The sequence below is a fragment of the Rhodanobacter sp. C01 genome (assembly GCF_002001045.1).
In the GTDB taxonomy this organism is placed as follows: Bacteria; Pseudomonadota; Gammaproteobacteria; order Xanthomonadales; family Rhodanobacteraceae; genus Rhodanobacter.
In genome coordinates, this window is sequence record NZ_MUNR01000010.1 from 42,165 (window position 1) to 58,306 (window position 16,142).

Consider the following 16,142-nt stretch of genomic DNA (forward strand, 5'->3'; position numbering starts at 1 on the left):
CGGCGTAAGCCGGAATCCAGTGCCTTGAAGAAGATCAAAGACGCTGGATTCCGGCTTACGCCGGGATGACGGTCTGAGGATGTCAGCGGCTAACGGCAGCGACTGCCGCGGCCACCGTATCGAGATTGGCACGATTCAACGCCGCCACACAGATGCGGCCGCTGTCGAGCGCATAGATCGCGTACTCGTCGCGCAACCGGTGTACCTGCGCCTTGCTCAGGCCCGAATAGGAGAACATGCCGGCCTGCTTGTTGATGAAGCTGAAATCCGGCGCGCCAAGCGCAGCCAGCTTGTCGACGAAACCCGCACGCATCGCATGGATGCGCGAGCGCATCTCGCCCAGCTCCTGCTCCCAGCGCGCGCGCAGTTCGGCACTGCCGAGTACGCCGGCGACCAGGCTGGCGCCATGCGTGGACGGGCTGGAATAGTTCGCGCGAATGGTCTGCTTGATCTTCGACAGCAGCCGCGCCGCCTCGTCACGATCGGCACCGACCATCGACAGCGCGCCGACGCGCTCGCCATACAGCGAGAACGACTTGGAATACGAGTTGGCCACCACGAACGCCTCGATGCCCGACGCCGCGAGCAGACGCACGGCGGTGGCATCCTGCTCGATGCCCTGATCGAAACCCTGGTAGGCCATGTCGATGAACGGCAGCAGCCGGCGTTCCTGCAGCAGCGCGATCACCCGCTGCCATTGCGCCGCATCCATGTCCACGCCGGTGGGGTTGTGGCAACACGCATGCAGCAGCACCACGGTACCCGGCTCCAGCTTGCCCAGGTCCTCCAGCATGCCGGCGAAGTCCAGGCCGTGGCTGGCCGGATCGTAATAGCGGTATTCGAGCAGCTCGAAGCCGGCGGTGCGGAACACCACATGATGGTTGCCCCAGCTCGGGTTGCTGATCGCGATCTTCGCGCCAGCGCCGGCCACCTGCTTCAGCAGATCGGCCGCCACACGCAACGCGGCGCTACCGCCGATGGTCTGCGCGGTCGCCACCCGACCCGCTGCCAGCAGCGGTGATTCGGCGCCGAACAGCAGTTGCTGGGTGAGCTGGTTGTACGCCGGCAGGCCGTCGATCGGCAGGTAGCCGCGCGGCTTGCCGGCCGCGACCAGGGCCTGCTCCACTTCGTGCACCGTCGGCAGCAGCGGGATTCGGCCCTGCTCGTCGATGTAGATGCCCACGCCCAGATTGATCTTGCCCGGACGCGGATCGGCCAGATAGGTCTCGGTCAGACCCAGGATCGGATCGCCCGGGGCCATTTCAACGGATGCAAAGAAGGACACGGCGGTTACTCGGCAGGTGATGTGGAGATGGATAAGGTTCAAGCTTGCGTGGCGGCGGTCTCATCCGCTGCGTCGACCGGCCACGGAGACGCCATGCTGGACTGCACGACCGGCACGGCAAAATCGAACAGCGTGCGATCGGCCAGATGCGAGGGTGACACATGGGCCAGCGCGCGGAAAATGTTCTCGCTGCGGCCGGGCTGCAGCTGTTCCCACTCGGCCAGCATGCGCTGCACCGCCTTGCGCTGCAGGTTGTCCTGCGAGCCGCACAGGTTGCACGGAATGATCGGAAACTGCTGCTGCACCGCGTATTCGGCGATATCCGCTTCCTTGCAATACGCCAGCGGCCGGATCACCACATGGCGCCCATCGTCCGAGCGCAACTTCGGCGGCATCGCCTTCAACTGTGCCTGGTAGAACATGTTGAGGAAGAACGTGGCGAGGATGTCGTCGCGGTGATGGCCGAGCGCGATCTTCGTGATGCCGTTGGCTGCGGCCCAGCTGTACAGCACGCCACGACGTAGCCGCGAGCACAGGCTGCACATGGTCTTGCCGGCAGGGATCACCCGCGTCACCGTGCTGTAGGTGTCCTGCTCGATGATGTGGAACGGCACGCCGCGCGCCGTCAGGTAATCCGGCAGCACGTGTTCGGGAAAGTCCGGCTGCTTCTGGTCCAGGTTCACCGCGATCAGTTCGAAGCGCACCGGCGCCTTCGCCTGCAGCTGCAGCAGGATGTCCAGCAAGGTATAGGAGTCCTTGCCGCCGGACAGGCACACCATCACCTTGTCGCCGTCCTCGATCATGCCAAAGTCGCCAATCGCCTGCCCCACCTGGCGACGCAGGCGCGCGGCCAGCTTGTCGGCCTCGGCGGCTGGCGTACGGTAGCGGTCGGGGTGGGCGGACATGGCGGCCAATCGGGCAACGGGAGCCGCCATTGTAGCTGGCTGGCCGAGCGACTTCCGGAGACACCAAACGGCGCTAGACTAGGAGTGTTTCCCTAGCCGTCGCGACATGCCACACAGGTTCAGGCCATGCAGGTTCAGGATCACGCCGAAATCGTCCATCTGCTCGCCGAGCTGAAGATGGAGCATCGCGATCTCGATGCGGCCATCGAGCAGCTGGCTTCAGCGATCGGCCGTGACGAACTGCAGCTGACCCGGCTGAAGAAACGCAAGCTGCTGCTGAAGGACCATATTGCCCGCCTCGAGAGCAAGCTGATTCCCGACCTCGATGCCTGAGCATTGACCGCCCCACCGGAAACCCGATGAGCCGACTCGCACCCACCCGCCTGCACGACGAACACGTCGTGCTGGAACCGCTTGGTCTCGATCACGTACCTGCCCTGGAAGCCGCCGCCGCCGATGGCGCATTGTGGAACCTGTGGTTCACCAGCGTCCCGCCGCCGGGCCAGACACGCGGCTATGTCGAGAAGGCGCTGCAGGGACAGGCCAGCGGCCTGATGCTGCCGTTCGCCGTGCGCGATAAATCCAGTGACACCATCGTCGGCACGACCCGCTATTACGACTTCGTGCCGGAACTGCCACGCGTGGCCATCGGCTACACCTGGTATGCGAAGCGCTGGCAGAAAAGCCATGTCAACACCGCATGCAAGCGCTTGCTGCTGCAGCACGCGTTCGAATCACTGGACTGCGTGGCAGTGGAAATCCACACCGACAGCCGCAACCTCGACTCGCAACGCGCCATCGAGCGTCTCGGTGCGCGCCGCGAAGGCGTGCTGCGAGCCCACAAGCGACGACCTGACGGCACATTGCGTGACACGGTCTGCTTCAGCGTGATCGCCAGCGAATGGCCGGACGTGAACCGCTGGCTCGACATGCGGCTCAGCCGACTCATCTCGCCGGCATAAGCACGGCCATCTCCCGTCAAAGCAGCCGGTTGACCAGGCGGTCGAGGCGCGTGCGGTTCAGGCGCTTCAGCTGCTTGCGCACTTCCGCGGGGTAATGTCGCGGACTTTCCAGCGCCAGGTGATCCGGCAGCCGGGTGGCATGCCGTTTCAGCGCTGTCCACTCGGCCTGATGCTTTGCATGCAGCAATCGCGCGGGATCGCGCAGCAGCAGTCCGTTTTCCAGGTCCAGTGCCCACGCGCGCGGATTGAGGTTGTTGCCGGTCAATACGGCCATGTCGTCATCGACGAACAGGCCTTTCAGGTGGTAGCTGTTGTCGCCATCACGCCACAGGTGCAGGTTGAGCTGGCCGCTGGCGATCTGACGGCGGTGCGCCCGCGCGAAGCGCCGCAGGTTGTTCTCGTACAGATACGGCAGCAGGCCGATGGTCTTGAACGGCTGTCCCGGTGGAATGTAGAAATCGTTGGCGGTCTTGTCACCCACCATGATGTCGATCGTGCAGCCACGCCGCAGCAATTGGCCGAGCACGACACGCACAGGCCTGGGCAGGTTGAAGTATGGCGTCAGCAGGATCACCCGCTCGCGTGCGCTGCGCAGCAGGGCCAGCAAGGCATCGTTGAGTTCGTTGTTGCTGCGGGCAAACCCGAGCAGCGGCGTCACCGCCAAGTCGGCCGGCCCCGGAACATCACCCGGCACGTCATAGCGTGCATCCTGCAGGGCCTGACGGAATTCGCGGATCGGTCCCTGCAGCGTCCGGGTGGCTGGAACGTCCGGCACATTCAGCCGGCGCACCGCAGCGCTCTCGACGAAACGGCGCTGCACGAAATCCGCCAGCGCATCGGCCAATCCACCATGGCGCAGCAGATGGTAGCGATCGAGCCGATAGCGCCCGTGCCGCTGCAGATACACATCATTGATGCTCGCGCCGCTGTACAGCACGGCGTCATCGATCACGAAGCCTTTCAGGTGCAGCACACCAAACAGCTCGCGGTTCTGCACCGGCACACCATAGATCGCCACACCATCGCCAAAGCGCGTGGCGTACTCGCGGTACATGCCCGCATTGCCTTCGCTCTTCTGCTTGCCGATCAAGCCGCGCTGCGCGCGATGCCAGTCCACGAAGACGGCAACCTGCAGCGCCGGATGGCGCATCTTCGCCGCATACAGCGCATCCAGCACCTCGCGACCACCTTCGTCATCCTGCAGGTACAGCGTCGCGATCACGATGCGTTGCGTGGCCTGCGCAATCTGCTGCAGCAACGCCTGCCGGAATGCCGCGGGATCGGGCAATACCTCGATCGCGGTGGCCGGCACGGCGAACGCCGGCAATGCCTCCAGCCACGCGCGCGCCTTCGGCTTGCGCAATGGCGAGAGGATGCGCCGCGCCAGGCGGCGGGGGGTGGTCATCAGCTTGTTCATGGGGGCATGGCATCCGCAACAGCGCCCATGATCGCAAACCGTCGCCGATGCGCCTACTGCGACCCTCCGGCAGCCGGCCTAGCGCGGTGTTACCTCGATCGTTGCGGTCATGCCGGCGGCGAGCACCAGGCCGGCCGGCAGATGGTCGCTGTCGATCGTGATGCGCACCGGTACACGCTGCGCCAGCCGCACCCAGTTGAAGGTGGGATTGACGTTGGAGAGCAGGTCGCTGCCGGTGGGATTGTCGCGGTCGCCGATGCCGCGGGCGATGCCACTGATGGTGCCCTTGAGATGCACACCGCCAGCCATCAGCCGGATGTCGACCGGATCGCCGATGCGCACCTGTGGCAGCTTGGTTTCCTCGAAATAGCCGTAGATGTAGTAGCTGTGGCTGTCGATCAGCGCCAGCCGCGGCACACCGACGGCGGCGTAGTCGCCGACGCGCACGTCGAGGTTGGTGACGTAGCCATCCGTCGGCGCCCGTACTTCGGTGCGGGCAAGGTTGAGCCTGGCGGTCTCCAGCGCGACCTGCGCCTGCTCCACCGCGGCCAGTGCCTGCTCGCGCGCTGCACTGGCCTGGCTGCCACCGGCCTGCGCCTGCTGCCAGCTGGCACGGGCGGCTTCGGCGGCGGAGGTCGCGTCGGTGCGCGTCTCCTTGGCGATTACATCACTGAGCTGCTGGCGCCGTTTGGCCTGCTCCTGGCGCATCTCGAACTCGGTCTTGCGTGCGTTGGCAGCAGCCAACGCAGCATTGATGTTGGCACCGGCGGCACGCGCACTGGCTTCGGCGGCAGCCAGGTTCGCCTCGGCCTGCGCTACCGCGTACTTGTAGCGGTCGGGATCGATCACAAACAGCAGGTCGCCCTTGTGCACGGTCTGGTTGTCGAGCACCGCCACCTGGGTCACCAGTCCGGACACATCCGGCGCGATGCGCACCACGTCCGCACGCACGCGGCCGTCGCGGGTCCACGGCGCGTACAGGTAGTGCTTCCACAGCGCATGGCCGAGCAGCAGCGCGATGACGACGACAACCGCGGTAATCAGGAAGCGCAACAGTGACTGGGTTTTCATGGGATGACTCAGCGGATCAGCAAAAGTCCGGCAACGCCGAACAGACAGACGAACAGGGCAAGCCGGAACAGTGAGGGGTGCCACACCTGGCGATACAGGCCAAGGCGGCCGACCAGCATGTCGAGCAGCACCATTAACAACAGGCAAAGGAGGAACACCGGCAGCAAGCCCGGCACCAGCACGCCGTAGATGGCGATTTCATGCGGCATGAACGGACTCCGGCGAAGGTGACTGGATATACGCCGCGAATGGCGATTCGTCATCGCGCAGCGCGCTGCGCAACTGGTACAGATGCAGACGCAGCGGTTGCTCGGCAGCAGCGACGATCGCCGCATGCACCGCAGCGTCCGCCTCGCGCCAATGCGCAGCATCCGGTTCGTGATACAGCCGCGCGATCGCATGCGTCGCGGCAGTTGCCGCGTTCCGCGCGGCCGGTGCGATCCTGCTGTCGGTGGCCAGTTGCTGGCGCAGCTCGATCATCGTGCGACCGCTCTCCAGCACGGCGAGTGCCCACGCCAGCATGTTGCGCGATTCGTCGCTGCCCGGTCGCGTATAGGTCACCACCTGCTGGAACAGATCGCGGACCAGGCTCTCGAAACGCCACGCCAGACCTTCCAGCGGAGCGGTCGCCGCCAGCACGGCCTGCTCGCGCAAGCGACGGAACTGGCGCGTGCGTTGCCAGCTGGTGCCGATCACGCTCGGCACCAGGATGAAGGCAGCCCCAGCCAGCGCGAGGCCGGCGACCTGCGCAATGCCGTCGTTGAGGAAGTGCGCCGGGTCGTACACCATCGGATTCTTCAGCGCGAGGATATAGACGAAGCCCAGCGTGTAGCCGGCACCGACGCCGGGCAAGGTATCGCGGGTGCTCAGGTATGGGCCGATCAGCATGAATCCCGCACTGGCGCCGATCAGCGAAACAAAATCATTGCTGCCCGGCAACAGCCCGTACACCACCACGAACGCGGCCAGCATGCCGGCCGCATAGCCGAGCAAAGTGTGCGTGGCGGCACTGAGTGGACTCGGCGAAGCGGCCAGCAGACCGCTGAAGATGGTTGCCAGCAGCATCGCACTCGCACCGAATGGCCAGCCACTGGCCAGCCAGAAGGCGCTCAGCGCCGCCATCGTCAGGAAGGTACGCAGCACGCCGACCAGTGCACCGGGAATGTCGTTGCCGCGCAGAAAATGCACCTTCTCCACGCTGCCACGCACCTTCGCCTCGCGCAGCGAACCTTCCAGCACGGCGAAGTCGCGCAGCTCGGTCGCAAAGCGCTGCAACAGCACGGCGCCGGTATCGAATTCCAGCTGCGCCAGTGATGCCATCAGTGGCGCGCGCAAGACCGCGACCCGTGCCGGCAACTGCGCCACGCATTCGGCCAGCCGCGATGCCAGTACGGCGGACTGGTGCTGCTGCGCCAGCCCGGGGGAAAGTGCTTCGGCAAGCGGCCGATAAAGCCGGATCAAGGCATCAGCAACACTGGGACTGCCGCTACGCTGCAAGCGGTTGATCAGGTGATGCAGCGACTGGAAGCTGGTCGCGGCAGCCATGTAGCGCTGGTTGAGCAGGCGCATGCGGGTACTGCGCGCGTGCACCTCCGGGTCCTCGAAGATCACCGAGGCGCGCATGTCCTCCAGCCGCACCGCAGCGCGTGCCAGCGCGAGGTTCGCATGTTCCATCTGCGCTCGCGGCAGATGGCCGGCGGTGCTGTCGCGCACGAAGTCGATGAACATGTTGAACTGCGCCTGCGCGCTTTGCCGCAGCAGCAGGCGCAGCCGCTCGGGCCACACCAGGTCGCTGACCACCGCGGCCACCACGATGCCGAGCAATACCTCGCTGACGCGCATCACTGCTGAATCGAACACGCCGAGCGGATTGTTGATCGCCGGCAACGTGACGATCGCAGCGGTGTAGCCAGCCAGCACGAAACCGTAGGACATGAAGTTGCGGTACAGCGTTGCGCCACCGGCACACAAGGCCACCCACAGCGACAGGCTCAGCAGGAACAATTCGCGCTGCTGCGGAAACAGCGACATCAGGGCCAGCCCGAACAGACTGCCGGCCAGCGTGCCGATCGCGCGGTAGAAGCTCTTTGCCAGCACCATGCCGCTGTGCGGATGCATCACGATCGACACCGTGATCATGGTGGTCGATGGCTGCTCCAGCTGCAGCCACATCGCCAGCCACGCTGCCAGATAGATCGCCAGCAATGACTTGCCCACGAAGATCCAAGCGCGCCATTCGCCGGCAAGAAACCCCGACAGCCAGGGCCAGCGCGATGCCGGCGGGACGGATTCGATGGTGGGAACGCTGGACATCGCTCAGGCTTGCTCGAACTGGTCCAGGAACTTCTTCAGCAGCTTTTCCAGCTGCGCCATCTCGCGCGGCTGCAAGCCGGCGGTCTGCCTCTCCAGCAGGATGCAGATGTCAGGCAGAAAGCTCTCGATCATCGCTATGCCTGCCTTGCTCAGGGTGAGTGCAATCTTGCGCCGATCTTCGTCGCTGGCAGCCCGCTCGAGCAGCCCCTTGTCGCACAACTCGTTGGTCAACCGGGTGATGTTGGCGGATTTCTCGCCCGCCGCCTCCGCCAGCTGCGAGGGGTTCAGCGTATACCCGTCGGTGCCGTACAGCATCATCAGCAGGTTGTATTCCGGATGATTGATGCCCCACGGCTTCAGCAGCGCATTCGCATCATCGTGCACGCGCTTGTGGATGTGCTTGATCAGTCGTACCAGCACCGCCGGCTCACGTGGAAACGCGGGATGTCGCTGACGGGTAATCGTCAGGCGCTGTTCGGTGGGGAGGAAACTGCTCATGGGATTGCCTGCCATTGCAATATATTACATATATGTAATATCTACATGTGTATGTTATGCCGATCCCCCGGCCGGTACAAGCTCGCCCCGACAGACACGAAAAAGGCGCCGCAAGGCGCCTTTTCGATGCCGCCAGTCGTGCATCTCAGCCGCTGTGTATCGGAAAGGTCTGCGCGTTGCCGGAGGCAGAGCCGGAGTTGGCCGGCGCGCTCGGCGAGCGGACCGGATTGATCTGGTGCGCGCCACACTGGTAGGCGCCCCAAGGCTGCGAGCCATCGCTCGGCTCGGCCAGCGGCTTGATCGTGTCGGCGTGCATCTTGGCCGCCTCGTTGCGCGCCATCACCTCGAGCTCATCGCGCACGGTGATGTTGTTGCGGTCGACCGGGCCGACGTGGTCCATCACCGAGACGGTGACCTTGCCCAGATCGCGGCAACTGGAGACATCACCGCTCCACGCGGTACGGACATTCCTTGCGGCATCGTCCAAGGTGATGCCCCACGTGCAGGCACCAAGCAACAGCGTGGGGACGAGCAACAACAGGGTCTTGCGCATGGGTAACTCCGCAGCAGGGAACTTGGATATGACAGAGGCCGGGCATGACCGGCCCGGCCTCCATCCTAACGCGGGGATGTGCCGGCGTGCTGTACGCCGGCTTACTTCATCACTTCACCAGCTTGCCGTCGGCGTCGATCACCTGCACATCGCCGAGATTCAGCGCACGTACCGGCGCCTCGATCTTCTTGAGATCGCCGACGATTACCCAGGTCATCGCCTCGGGCTGGACGATTTCCTTGATCGCCGCTTCCGCGGCCGCGGGTGTGACCGCTTCCAGCTGCGACTTCAAGGTTTGCACGTAGTCGTCCGGCCGGTGGTACTGCACGATGCCGTTGATCGCTCCGAGCACAGCGCTGGTGGTCTCGTAGCTGCCCGGCAATGCACGCACGCGCTGGTCCTTGATCTTGGCGACCTCGGCGGCAGTCAGTGGTTTGTCGCCGATCACCGCGCGCGCTTCCTTAAGCACCTCGGCCGCCGACTCGGCGGTCTTGTCGGTCTGCACCGGCGCGAAGAACAGGAACGGCCGCTGACCCTGCGCATCCATCAGCATGCTGTTTGCGCCATACGCCCAACGCTTATCCTCGCGCAGGTTCATGTTCAGACGCGAGGTGAAGGTGCCACCGAACGCACCGTTGGCTGCCTGGATCGCCAGGTTGTTGTCGGCGCGGGTGGACGGCGCCAGCAGGCCGGCGAGGATCAGCGACTGCGGCGCATCGGCGCGGTTGATCAGGAACACCCGCGGCTTGGCCTGTGCCGCCACCTTGGCGATGTTCTTCTTCGGCATCGCCGTGGCGGGAGCCTTCCAGTCGCCGAACACGGCATCGAGCTGCGGGATGATCTGCGCCAGCGTGGTATCGCCGGCGACCAGGATCTTCACGTTGTCCGGACGCAGCCAGTCGCGCTGGAACGCGGCCAGATCCGCATCGGTCAACGCCTTGATCTCACCTTCGGTACCCGAGCCGGTGAACGGGATGCCATAGGCGTGATGCTCGCCATACAGCAGCGGCGGCAACGTGCGCAGGGCCAGTCCGGTGGGCTCGGTCTTCTCCTGTGCAATACCGGCCAGCCACTGGCCGCGCACGCGGTCGATGTCCTCCGCCTTGAATGCGGGGTTGCGCACGATATCGGCAAACAGGCTCAGTGAAGGCTGTAGCTGATCGTTCAAGGCATTGAGCGAAGCGACGCAGCTATCCAGACTGCAGCCGACATTGGCGATCGCACCCAGCCGTTGCTTGCGCTTGGCCACTTCCACCGAATCGAGATCCTGGGTGCTCTCGTTCATCAGGCTGGAGGCGAAGCTGGCGGTGCCGAGCTTGCGATCCTGATCGGCGGCATAACCCGCATCGAACAGCAACTGCACCTGGGTCACCGGAATGGTGTGACGCTCAGCCAGGATCACCTCGATGCCGTTCTTCAGCTTGCCGCGCTCAAGTGCGGGAAAGCTCAGCGCAGGGAACTCATCGACCTGTGGCACGCCGGCGGCGCGATCCAGATCGCTCTTCGTCACGCTGTAGGCATGCTTCGCCGGAAGCTTCGGCTGCGGACGACCGCTGGCTGCACCCAAGGCAACGACCTTCGCGTCTTCGGCGGCCGGATCGAAACCCTTGTCCGCTGGCAGCACGGTGAGCAGGTAATCGCCCTTGCTCAGCCACTTGTCGGACGCGGCCTTGACGCTGGCGATGCTGGCTGCTTCGGAGCGCGCGAGATCCTTCTTGTAGGCTCCCGGATCGCTGCGATAGACCTGTCCCTCGGCCAGGATCACCGCCTTGCCACCGAAGCCACCGACCTTTTCCAGGCCACGCACGAAACTGGCGCGGTTGGCCACCTTGGCGCGATCCAGTTCATCCTGGGTCGGGCCGTCGGCGAGAAATTTCTTCAGCTCCTCGTTGATCACGGCTTCCACCTTCGCCGGATCCACGCCCTGCTTCACATCGGCCTGGATCTGGAACTGGCTGGCCAGTGCAAACGTGGAAATACCGGCGGAAACGTCGTCGACCAGCTTGTCCTGGTAGACCAGACGCTGGTACAGCCGCGAGGTCTTGCCACCGCCGAGCGCCGTGGAGGCGAGATCGAGCTGGATCGCATCATCGCTGCCCAGCTGCGGCACCACCCAGGTACGGATGATGCGCGGCTGCGACACATGATCGTGCTGCACGCCACGAGTGGATCTGGCGAGCGGCGTGATCCACGCCTGCTGCCGCGCCACCGCGGGGCCAGCCGGAATGTCGCCGAAATACTTCGCGGCCTTTTCCTTCGCTTCCGCCAAGGTGATGTCGCCGGCGAGGATCAAAGTGGTGTTGGCCGCACCGTAATTGCTGTGGAACCACGACTTCACGTCGTCCAGCGAAGCAGCGTTGAGATCGGCCATCGAGCCGATCGTGTCGTGCTGGTATGGGTGGTTGGCCGGATAGGTATTGGCCAGGATGTTCTCGTCGACGCGGCCATACGGGCGGTTTTCACCCTGGCGCTTTTCGTTCTGCACCACGCCACGCTGGGTGTCGAGTTCCTTCTGACCGATCGCGCCGAGCAGGTGGCCCATGCGATCCGACTCCATCCACAGCGCCATGTCCAGTGCGGTGGTCGGCACGGTCTCGAAATAGTTGGTGCGGTCGAACCAGGTGGTGCCGTTCATGTCGGTGGCGCCGGCCAGCTCGAACGGCTGGAAATACGTGCCCTTGTGATTCTCCGAACCGGAGAACATCAGGTGCTCGAACAGGTGCGCAAACCCTGTCTTGCCCTTCGGCTCGTCGGCCGAACCGATGTGGTACCAGATGCTCACCGCCACTACCGGCGCCTTGTGGTCTTCATGCACCACCACGGTCAGGCCGTTGGGCAGCGTGAAACGGGTATAGGCGATATCCGGAATCTGGCCGGATGTCGTGGCGGGCGTTGCAGCCACCGGGGCAGCCACCGGGGCAGCCAGAGCAGGCAGACTGCCCGCCGCGAGAACAACGAGGCCTGCAAGAATCAGGGCCAAAGGCTTTCTAGTCACTATGAACCTCCCGTTTCATGAATGTGATCCTCGAGCCTAACGGCGCAGCCGACTGTCCGCAATAATTTGCGATGCATTCCGCATCCTGTCCGTACGGCTGTCCGGTCATGCCCGGCTGACTGTCCGCGGACAATCAAGTCGACGCCCTGATTGATGAATAAATACTTATATATCCATATATTATGTAGACATGCTGCCTTGGCACGGCGATTGCTCTTCTCCCGCTACAGGGATCCACCCCTTCATCGGAGAATGATCATGAAATTCGAAACCTTGATGTTGCGCACGCTGTTCGTCGCCTGCCTCGCCGTGTGCTCGCTGATCATGGGCGCCATGCTGACGACCACCGCATCACCCTCGACACAGCTGGTTGCCAGCCGCACTGTCGGTTCCATCCTGCTGTCCGCGCCAACCACCTGCGCCCTGCCGGCTGATGGCGTGGTCTGCCCACGGCTGAATGGTTGAACACGCAACGCAAGCCATCGCCAGGCTGCCCGGACACGCGATAATGGCGGGATGCTCCATGTCATCCTGTTCCGCCCCGAGATCCCGCCGAACACCGGCAACGTGATTCGCCTTTGTGCGAACACCGGCGCCGCGCTGCACCTGATCCGACCGCTCGGTTTCGAGCTTGACGATGCACGATTGCGCCGCGCCGGACTGGATTATCACGAGTACACCCGCGTCACCGTGCATGACGATCTGGCCAGCTGCCTTCGTGCGATCGGTACGCCACGCGTATTCGCCTTCACCACCCGTGGTCGGGTCGCCCATGTCGATGCGCAATTTGTCGACGGTGATGCACTGCTGTTCGGCTGCGAAACTGCGGGATTGCCAGCGGAAGTGCTGGAGACGATCCCCGCCGAGCAGCGACTGCGACTCCCGATGCGTGTGGACAGCCGCAGCCTGAATCTGTCGAATACGGTCGCCGTGGCGGTGTACGAGGCTTGGCGCCAGCTCGATTTCCCGGGCGCCGCGAACGTCTGACCCCGGCGGCCGGCTACAATCGCCGGATGAATGCCGCCACTCCCAACTCCTGGTTGCCGCAGCCGCTGCGCAAGCTCGCCGGCCGCGCGCTGGAAACCGCGCTGAACCATACCTTGTCGCTGGATCCGGACACGCAGCAGCGGCTCGCCGCGCTGAACGGCCGTAGCGTGCAGCTGCATCTGCGCGGCCCGGAAATCGCCCTGGCGGTGACCGTCGAAGACGCACGCCTGAAAGTCGGGCCGCCACAAGACGACAGCCAGCTGCGCGTCGCCGCCACCCCGGGCAGCCTGCTGGCGATGATGTTCCGCCGCGACGACGACGGTATCGCACCGGGTAAGGTGGAGATCGCCGGTGACGCCGAGCTGGCGCGCCGACTGGAAAAACTCGCCAGCAAGTTCGCCCCGGATTTCGAGGAAGCGTTCGCCCGCACGTTCGGCGACGTACTCGGCGTGCCACTGGCGAAGGCGGTGCGCAAAGGCCTCGCTCACGCCCGCGAAACCGCGACACATCTCACCGAAGACAGCGCCGACTGGCTGCGCGACGAAGCACGTGTCGCGCTGGCGCCGGGCGAAGTCGAGGGTTTCCTTGATGGCGTCGACCATCTGCGCGAACGCAGCGAGCGGCTGGAGTCACGCGTGCAGCGATTGATTCAACGCCTGCAAGGCAACGCCGCGTGACGCCGCTGAAGGTGGTGCCGCGACTGCTGAGGGTCGCCTCGGTCCTGCTCGCCTACCGGCTCGACGAGCTGGTCGACGCCGCGCATCTGTACCGCCCACTGAAACTGCTGCGCCCGCTGCTGGCGCGTCCGCGCGCGAACGTGGCGCAGCTGCCGCGCGGCGAACGCTTGCGGCTGGCACTGACCGAACTGGGACCGATCTTCGTCAAGGCTGGCCAGGTACTGTCGACCCGCCGCGACCTGGTCCCGGCCGACATCGCCGACGAACTCGCTCTGCTGCAGGATCAGGTTGCGCCATTCCCCGGCAGCGAAGCGCGCACGATCGTCGAGCGTGAACTGAAATCGTCGATAGGCTCGCTGTACGCGTCGTTCGACGAAACGCCGCTAGCCTCGGCCTCGATCGCCCAGGTCCACGCCGCCACGCTGAACGACGGCCACGAGGTGGTGGTAAAGGTGCTGCGACCCGGCATCGACGCGCAGATCGCGCGCGACGTGAAGCTGCTGCGCTCGCTCGGCGAGCTGGCCCAGCGATGGCATCCGAACGCCGACAAGATTCGCCCGCTCGACGTGGTCGCCGAAGTCGAGAAGATGCTGGAGAACGAGCTGGACCTGCAACGCGAAGGCGCCAGCGCAAGCCTGCTCAAGCGCAACTTCGACAGCGGCGTGGACCTGTACGTACCGGCCGTGCACTGGGAGCTGACCGCACAGCGCGTGCTGACACTGGAGCGCGTGCACGGCATCAGCAGCGACGACATCGCCGCGATCGACGCCGCCGGCCTCGACCGCAAGGCGCTCGCCGCGAAAGGCGTGCGGGTGTTCTACGAACAGGTGTTCCGCGACAACTTCTTCCACGCCGATGCGCACCCCGGCAACATCTGGGTCGATCCGACACGCACCGGTGAGCCGCGTTTCATTGCGCTCGATTTCGGCATCATGGGTTCGCTGCCGGAGGCCGACCAGTACTGGCTGGCGCAGAACTTCATCGCCCTGTTCGAGCGTGACTACGCGCGCATTGCACAGTTGCATGTGGCCGCGGGCTGGATGCCGGCCGATGTGCGACTGGACGAACTCGAGGCCGCGGTGCGTACCGTATGCGAGCCGTATTTCACCCGTCCGCTGTCGCAGATCTCGCTGGCCGAACTGGTGATGAAACTGTTCCAGACCGCGCGACGCTTCGAGCTGACTCTGCAGCCGCAGCTGATCCTGCTGCAGAAGACCTTGCTGAACATCGAAGGCGTCGGCCGCATGCTCGATCCGGAGATCGACATCTGGGCGGTGGCGCATCCGGTGCTCAAACGCATCCTGCGCGAGCGCTACAGTCCGCTGCGCACCCTGCGCGACGTGCGCAAGCAGCTACCTGAGTGGTTGCATATCGCGCCGCAACTCCCGGAACTCGTTCGCGATGCGTTGCGTCAGATCGGCAGCGGTGAACAACGCAGCGTGAGCGATCCGCAAGCACTGCAGTTGCTGCGCGAGAATGCCCAGCGTCTGCACAGGCTGCTCGCCTGCAGTCTGCTTGGGATGGCATTGCTGATCGCCTCCGCACTGCTGGGGACGATGGCACCGCAATACGGCAGCTGGCCGCCACTGCTTGCCGGCGTCGCCGGCCTGGTGACCTTCGCCATCGGCTGGCCACGTTCGCGCTGACCTGGTAGGAGCGCACCCTGTGCGCGATCGACGTTGCCGCAAGGCTCATCGCGCACAGGGTGCGCTCCTACCAGAACGAAATCATGCTTGAAATTCTCTACCAGGACGACGCGCTGATCGCGGTGAACAAGCCGGCGAACCTCGCCGTGCATCGCTCGAAGATGGTCGGCAACGCCGAAGAGTTCCTGATCGACCAGTTGCGCGAGCAGATCGGCGACAGCGTGTATCTGGCACATCGCCTGGATCGCGCCACCAGCGGCGTGCTGCTGATCGCGCGCAGCAAGGACGTCGCCGCCGCGCTCGGCGAGCAGTTCATGGGCCGCTCGGTGCACAAGCAGTACCTGGTGGTCGTGCGCGGCTGGCCCGACCCGCTGGAAGGCGTAATCGACTATCCGCTGCCTGGCTCGCGCGAGACCGGCCCGCGCCGCGAGGCACGCACGCAGTACCAGCGACTGGCCACGATCGAAGTACCAATCGAGCTGGGTCGCTACCCGCAGCAGCGTTACGCGCTGCTGTTGGCCGAGCCGGAAAGCGGCCGCTTCCGGCAGATCCGCAAGCACCTGGCACACATCCATCACCCGGTGATCGGCGATTGCCAGCACGGCCGCGGCGACCACAACCGGTTATACAAGCAGCACTTCGGTTGTCACCGGATGCTGCTGCACGCATGGCGGTTGCGCTTTGCGCATCCGCTCAGCGGCACGCCAATGCTGATCGACGCACCACTCGATCGCGAGTTCGCCGCGTTGCTTGAGCGCTTCGACTGGCCGCGGCCACCGTTCGACGATGGCGTATTCGCTTCCACCAGCCACCCGGACGCCGGCTAAACTCCC

Annotated in this window: 16 protein-coding genes; 7 read left to right on the top strand and 9 right to left on the bottom strand. The window is 64.7% G+C overall.

Annotated features, from left to right (window positions below; translation table 11 throughout):
* Positions 1-82 precede the first annotated feature (82 nt).
* Positions 83-1,285, bottom strand: a complete 1,203-nt coding sequence (locus B0E50_RS07725) for an amino acid aminotransferase (protein WP_077440621.1) — start codon at positions 1,283-1,285, stop codon at positions 83-85.
* Positions 1,286-1,323: 38 nt separating this feature from the next.
* Positions 1,324-2,190 (bottom strand): tRNA 2-thiocytidine(32) synthetase TtcA, encoded by an 867-nt coding sequence (gene ttcA / locus B0E50_RS07730; protein ID WP_077440622.1) that lies wholly within the window; start codon positions 2,188-2,190, stop codon positions 1,324-1,326.
* Positions 2,191-2,316: 126 nt separating this feature from the next.
* Here ttcA and B0E50_RS07735 point away from each other — a divergent pair, with 126 nt between their 5' ends.
* Both B0E50_RS07735 and B0E50_RS07740 read left to right on the top strand, forming a co-directional pair.
* A complete protein-coding gene (locus tag B0E50_RS07735; protein WP_077440623.1) occupies positions 2,317-2,523 on the top strand; it encodes a DUF465 domain-containing protein in 207 nt (68 codons plus the stop codon).
* Between the two features lie 26 nt (positions 2,524-2,549).
* On the top strand, positions 2,550-3,152 hold the full coding sequence (locus B0E50_RS07740; RefSeq protein ID WP_077440624.1) for a GNAT family protein: 603 nt from the start codon (positions 2,550-2,552) through the stop codon (positions 3,150-3,152).
* Between the two features lie 16 nt (positions 3,153-3,168).
* Here the strand turns inward: B0E50_RS07740 and pssA are convergent, their stop codons facing one another.
* From pssA to B0E50_RS07775, 7 genes are all read right to left on the bottom strand, one after another.
* Positions 3,169-4,569: a CDP-diacylglycerol--serine O-phosphatidyltransferase gene (gene pssA, locus B0E50_RS07745; protein WP_077440625.1), complete on the bottom strand. Its 1,401-nt coding sequence runs from the start codon at positions 4,567-4,569 to the stop codon at positions 3,169-3,171.
* Between the two features lie 78 nt (positions 4,570-4,647).
* A complete protein-coding gene (locus B0E50_RS07750; RefSeq protein WP_077440626.1) occupies positions 4,648-5,640 on the bottom strand; it encodes an HlyD family secretion protein in 993 nt (330 codons plus the stop codon).
* Between the two features lie 8 nt (positions 5,641-5,648).
* Positions 5,649-5,849, bottom strand: a complete 201-nt coding sequence (locus B0E50_RS07755; RefSeq protein ID WP_077440627.1) for a DUF1656 domain-containing protein — start codon at positions 5,847-5,849, stop codon at positions 5,649-5,651.
* Positions 5,839-7,953 carry an FUSC family protein gene (locus tag B0E50_RS07760; protein ID WP_077440628.1) on the bottom strand — a complete coding sequence of 705 codons (2,115 nt, stop codon included), beginning with the start codon at positions 7,951-7,953 and terminating at the stop codon, positions 5,839-5,841. Before B0E50_RS07760 ends, B0E50_RS07755 begins: the two co-directional genes overlap by 11 nt.
* Positions 7,954-7,956: 3 nt before the next feature.
* Entirely contained in the window at positions 7,957-8,451 is a 495-nt protein-coding gene (locus B0E50_RS07765; protein ID WP_077440881.1) for a MarR family transcriptional regulator, read from the bottom strand.
* Between the two features lie 145 nt (positions 8,452-8,596).
* Complete coding sequence (locus B0E50_RS07770) at positions 8,597-9,004, bottom strand: DUF4156 domain-containing protein (RefSeq protein ID WP_077440629.1); 408 nt, start codon at positions 9,002-9,004, stop codon at positions 8,597-8,599.
* A 109-nt stretch (positions 9,005-9,113) separates the two neighbouring features.
* Entirely contained in the window at positions 9,114-11,999 is a 2,886-nt protein-coding gene (locus B0E50_RS07775) for a pitrilysin family protein (protein ID WP_077440630.1), read from the bottom strand.
* 258 nt (positions 12,000-12,257) lie between these two features.
* Here B0E50_RS07775 and B0E50_RS07780 point away from each other — a divergent pair, with 258 nt between their 5' ends.
* The 5 genes from B0E50_RS07780 (at position 12,258) to B0E50_RS07800 (ending at position 16,136) form a co-directional block, all read left to right on the top strand.
* On the top strand, positions 12,258-12,464 hold the full coding sequence (locus B0E50_RS07780) for a hypothetical protein (protein WP_077440882.1): 207 nt from the start codon (positions 12,258-12,260) through the stop codon (positions 12,462-12,464).
* A gap of 51 nt (positions 12,465-12,515) precedes the next feature.
* Positions 12,516-12,986: a tRNA (uridine(34)/cytosine(34)/5-carboxymethylaminomethyluridine(34)-2'-O)-methyltransferase TrmL gene (gene trmL, locus B0E50_RS07785; RefSeq protein WP_077440631.1), complete on the top strand. Its 471-nt coding sequence runs from the start codon at positions 12,516-12,518 to the stop codon at positions 12,984-12,986.
* 26 nt (positions 12,987-13,012) lie between these two features.
* The gene (locus tag B0E50_RS07790) at positions 13,013-13,663 is read left to right on the top strand and encodes an SCP2 sterol-binding domain-containing protein (RefSeq protein ID WP_077440632.1); all 651 of its coding nucleotides are present in this window, start codon (positions 13,013-13,015) and stop codon (positions 13,661-13,663) included.
* A complete protein-coding gene (ubiB, locus tag B0E50_RS07795) occupies positions 13,660-15,309 on the top strand; it encodes a ubiquinone biosynthesis regulatory protein kinase UbiB (RefSeq protein ID WP_077440633.1) in 1,650 nt (549 codons plus the stop codon). The genes B0E50_RS07790 and ubiB overlap by 4 nt, the downstream gene beginning before the upstream one ends.
* An 83-nt stretch (positions 15,310-15,392) precedes the next feature.
* Positions 15,393-16,136, top strand: a complete 744-nt coding sequence (locus B0E50_RS07800; protein ID WP_077440883.1) for a pseudouridine synthase — start codon at positions 15,393-15,395, stop codon at positions 16,134-16,136.
* Positions 16,137-16,142: the final 6 nt, after the last annotated feature.

What these genes read in the sequence shown, in the direction of transcription:
- ttcA (WP_077440622.1), bottom strand. Translation starts at nt 2,190, where the DNA reads ATGTCCGCCCACCCCGACCGCTACCGTACGCCAGCCGCCGAGGCCGAC.
- B0E50_RS07735 (WP_077440623.1), top strand. Translation starts at nt 2,317, where the DNA reads ATGCAGGTTCAGGATCACGCCGAAATCGTCCATCTGCTCGCCGAGCTG.
- B0E50_RS07740 (WP_077440624.1), top strand. Translation starts at nt 2,550, where the DNA reads ATGAGCCGACTCGCACCCACCCGCCTGCACGACGAACACGTCGTGCTG.
- pssA (WP_077440625.1), bottom strand. Translation starts at nt 4,569, where the DNA reads ATGAACAAGCTGATGACCACCCCCCGCCGCCTGGCGCGGCGCATCCTC.
- B0E50_RS07750 (WP_077440626.1), bottom strand. Translation starts at nt 5,640, where the DNA reads ATGAAAACCCAGTCACTGTTGCGCTTCCTGATTACCGCGGTTGTCGTC.
- B0E50_RS07755 (WP_077440627.1), bottom strand. Translation starts at nt 5,849, where the DNA reads ATGCCGCATGAAATCGCCATCTACGGCGTGCTGGTGCCGGGCTTGCTG.
- B0E50_RS07760 (WP_077440628.1), bottom strand. Translation starts at nt 7,953, where the DNA reads ATGTCCAGCGTTCCCACCATCGAATCCGTCCCGCCGGCATCGCGCTGG.
- B0E50_RS07765 (WP_077440881.1), bottom strand. Translation starts at nt 8,451, where the DNA reads ATGAGCAGTTTCCTCCCCACCGAACAGCGCCTGACGATTACCCGTCAG.
- B0E50_RS07770 (WP_077440629.1), bottom strand. Translation starts at nt 9,004, where the DNA reads ATGCGCAAGACCCTGTTGTTGCTCGTCCCCACGCTGTTGCTTGGTGCC.
- B0E50_RS07780 (WP_077440882.1), top strand. Translation starts at nt 12,258, where the DNA reads ATGAAATTCGAAACCTTGATGTTGCGCACGCTGTTCGTCGCCTGCCTC.
- trmL (WP_077440631.1), top strand. Translation starts at nt 12,516, where the DNA reads ATGCTCCATGTCATCCTGTTCCGCCCCGAGATCCCGCCGAACACCGGC.
- B0E50_RS07790 (WP_077440632.1), top strand. Translation starts at nt 13,013, where the DNA reads ATGAATGCCGCCACTCCCAACTCCTGGTTGCCGCAGCCGCTGCGCAAG.
- B0E50_RS07800 (WP_077440883.1), top strand. Translation starts at nt 15,393, where the DNA reads ATGCTTGAAATTCTCTACCAGGACGACGCGCTGATCGCGGTGAACAAG.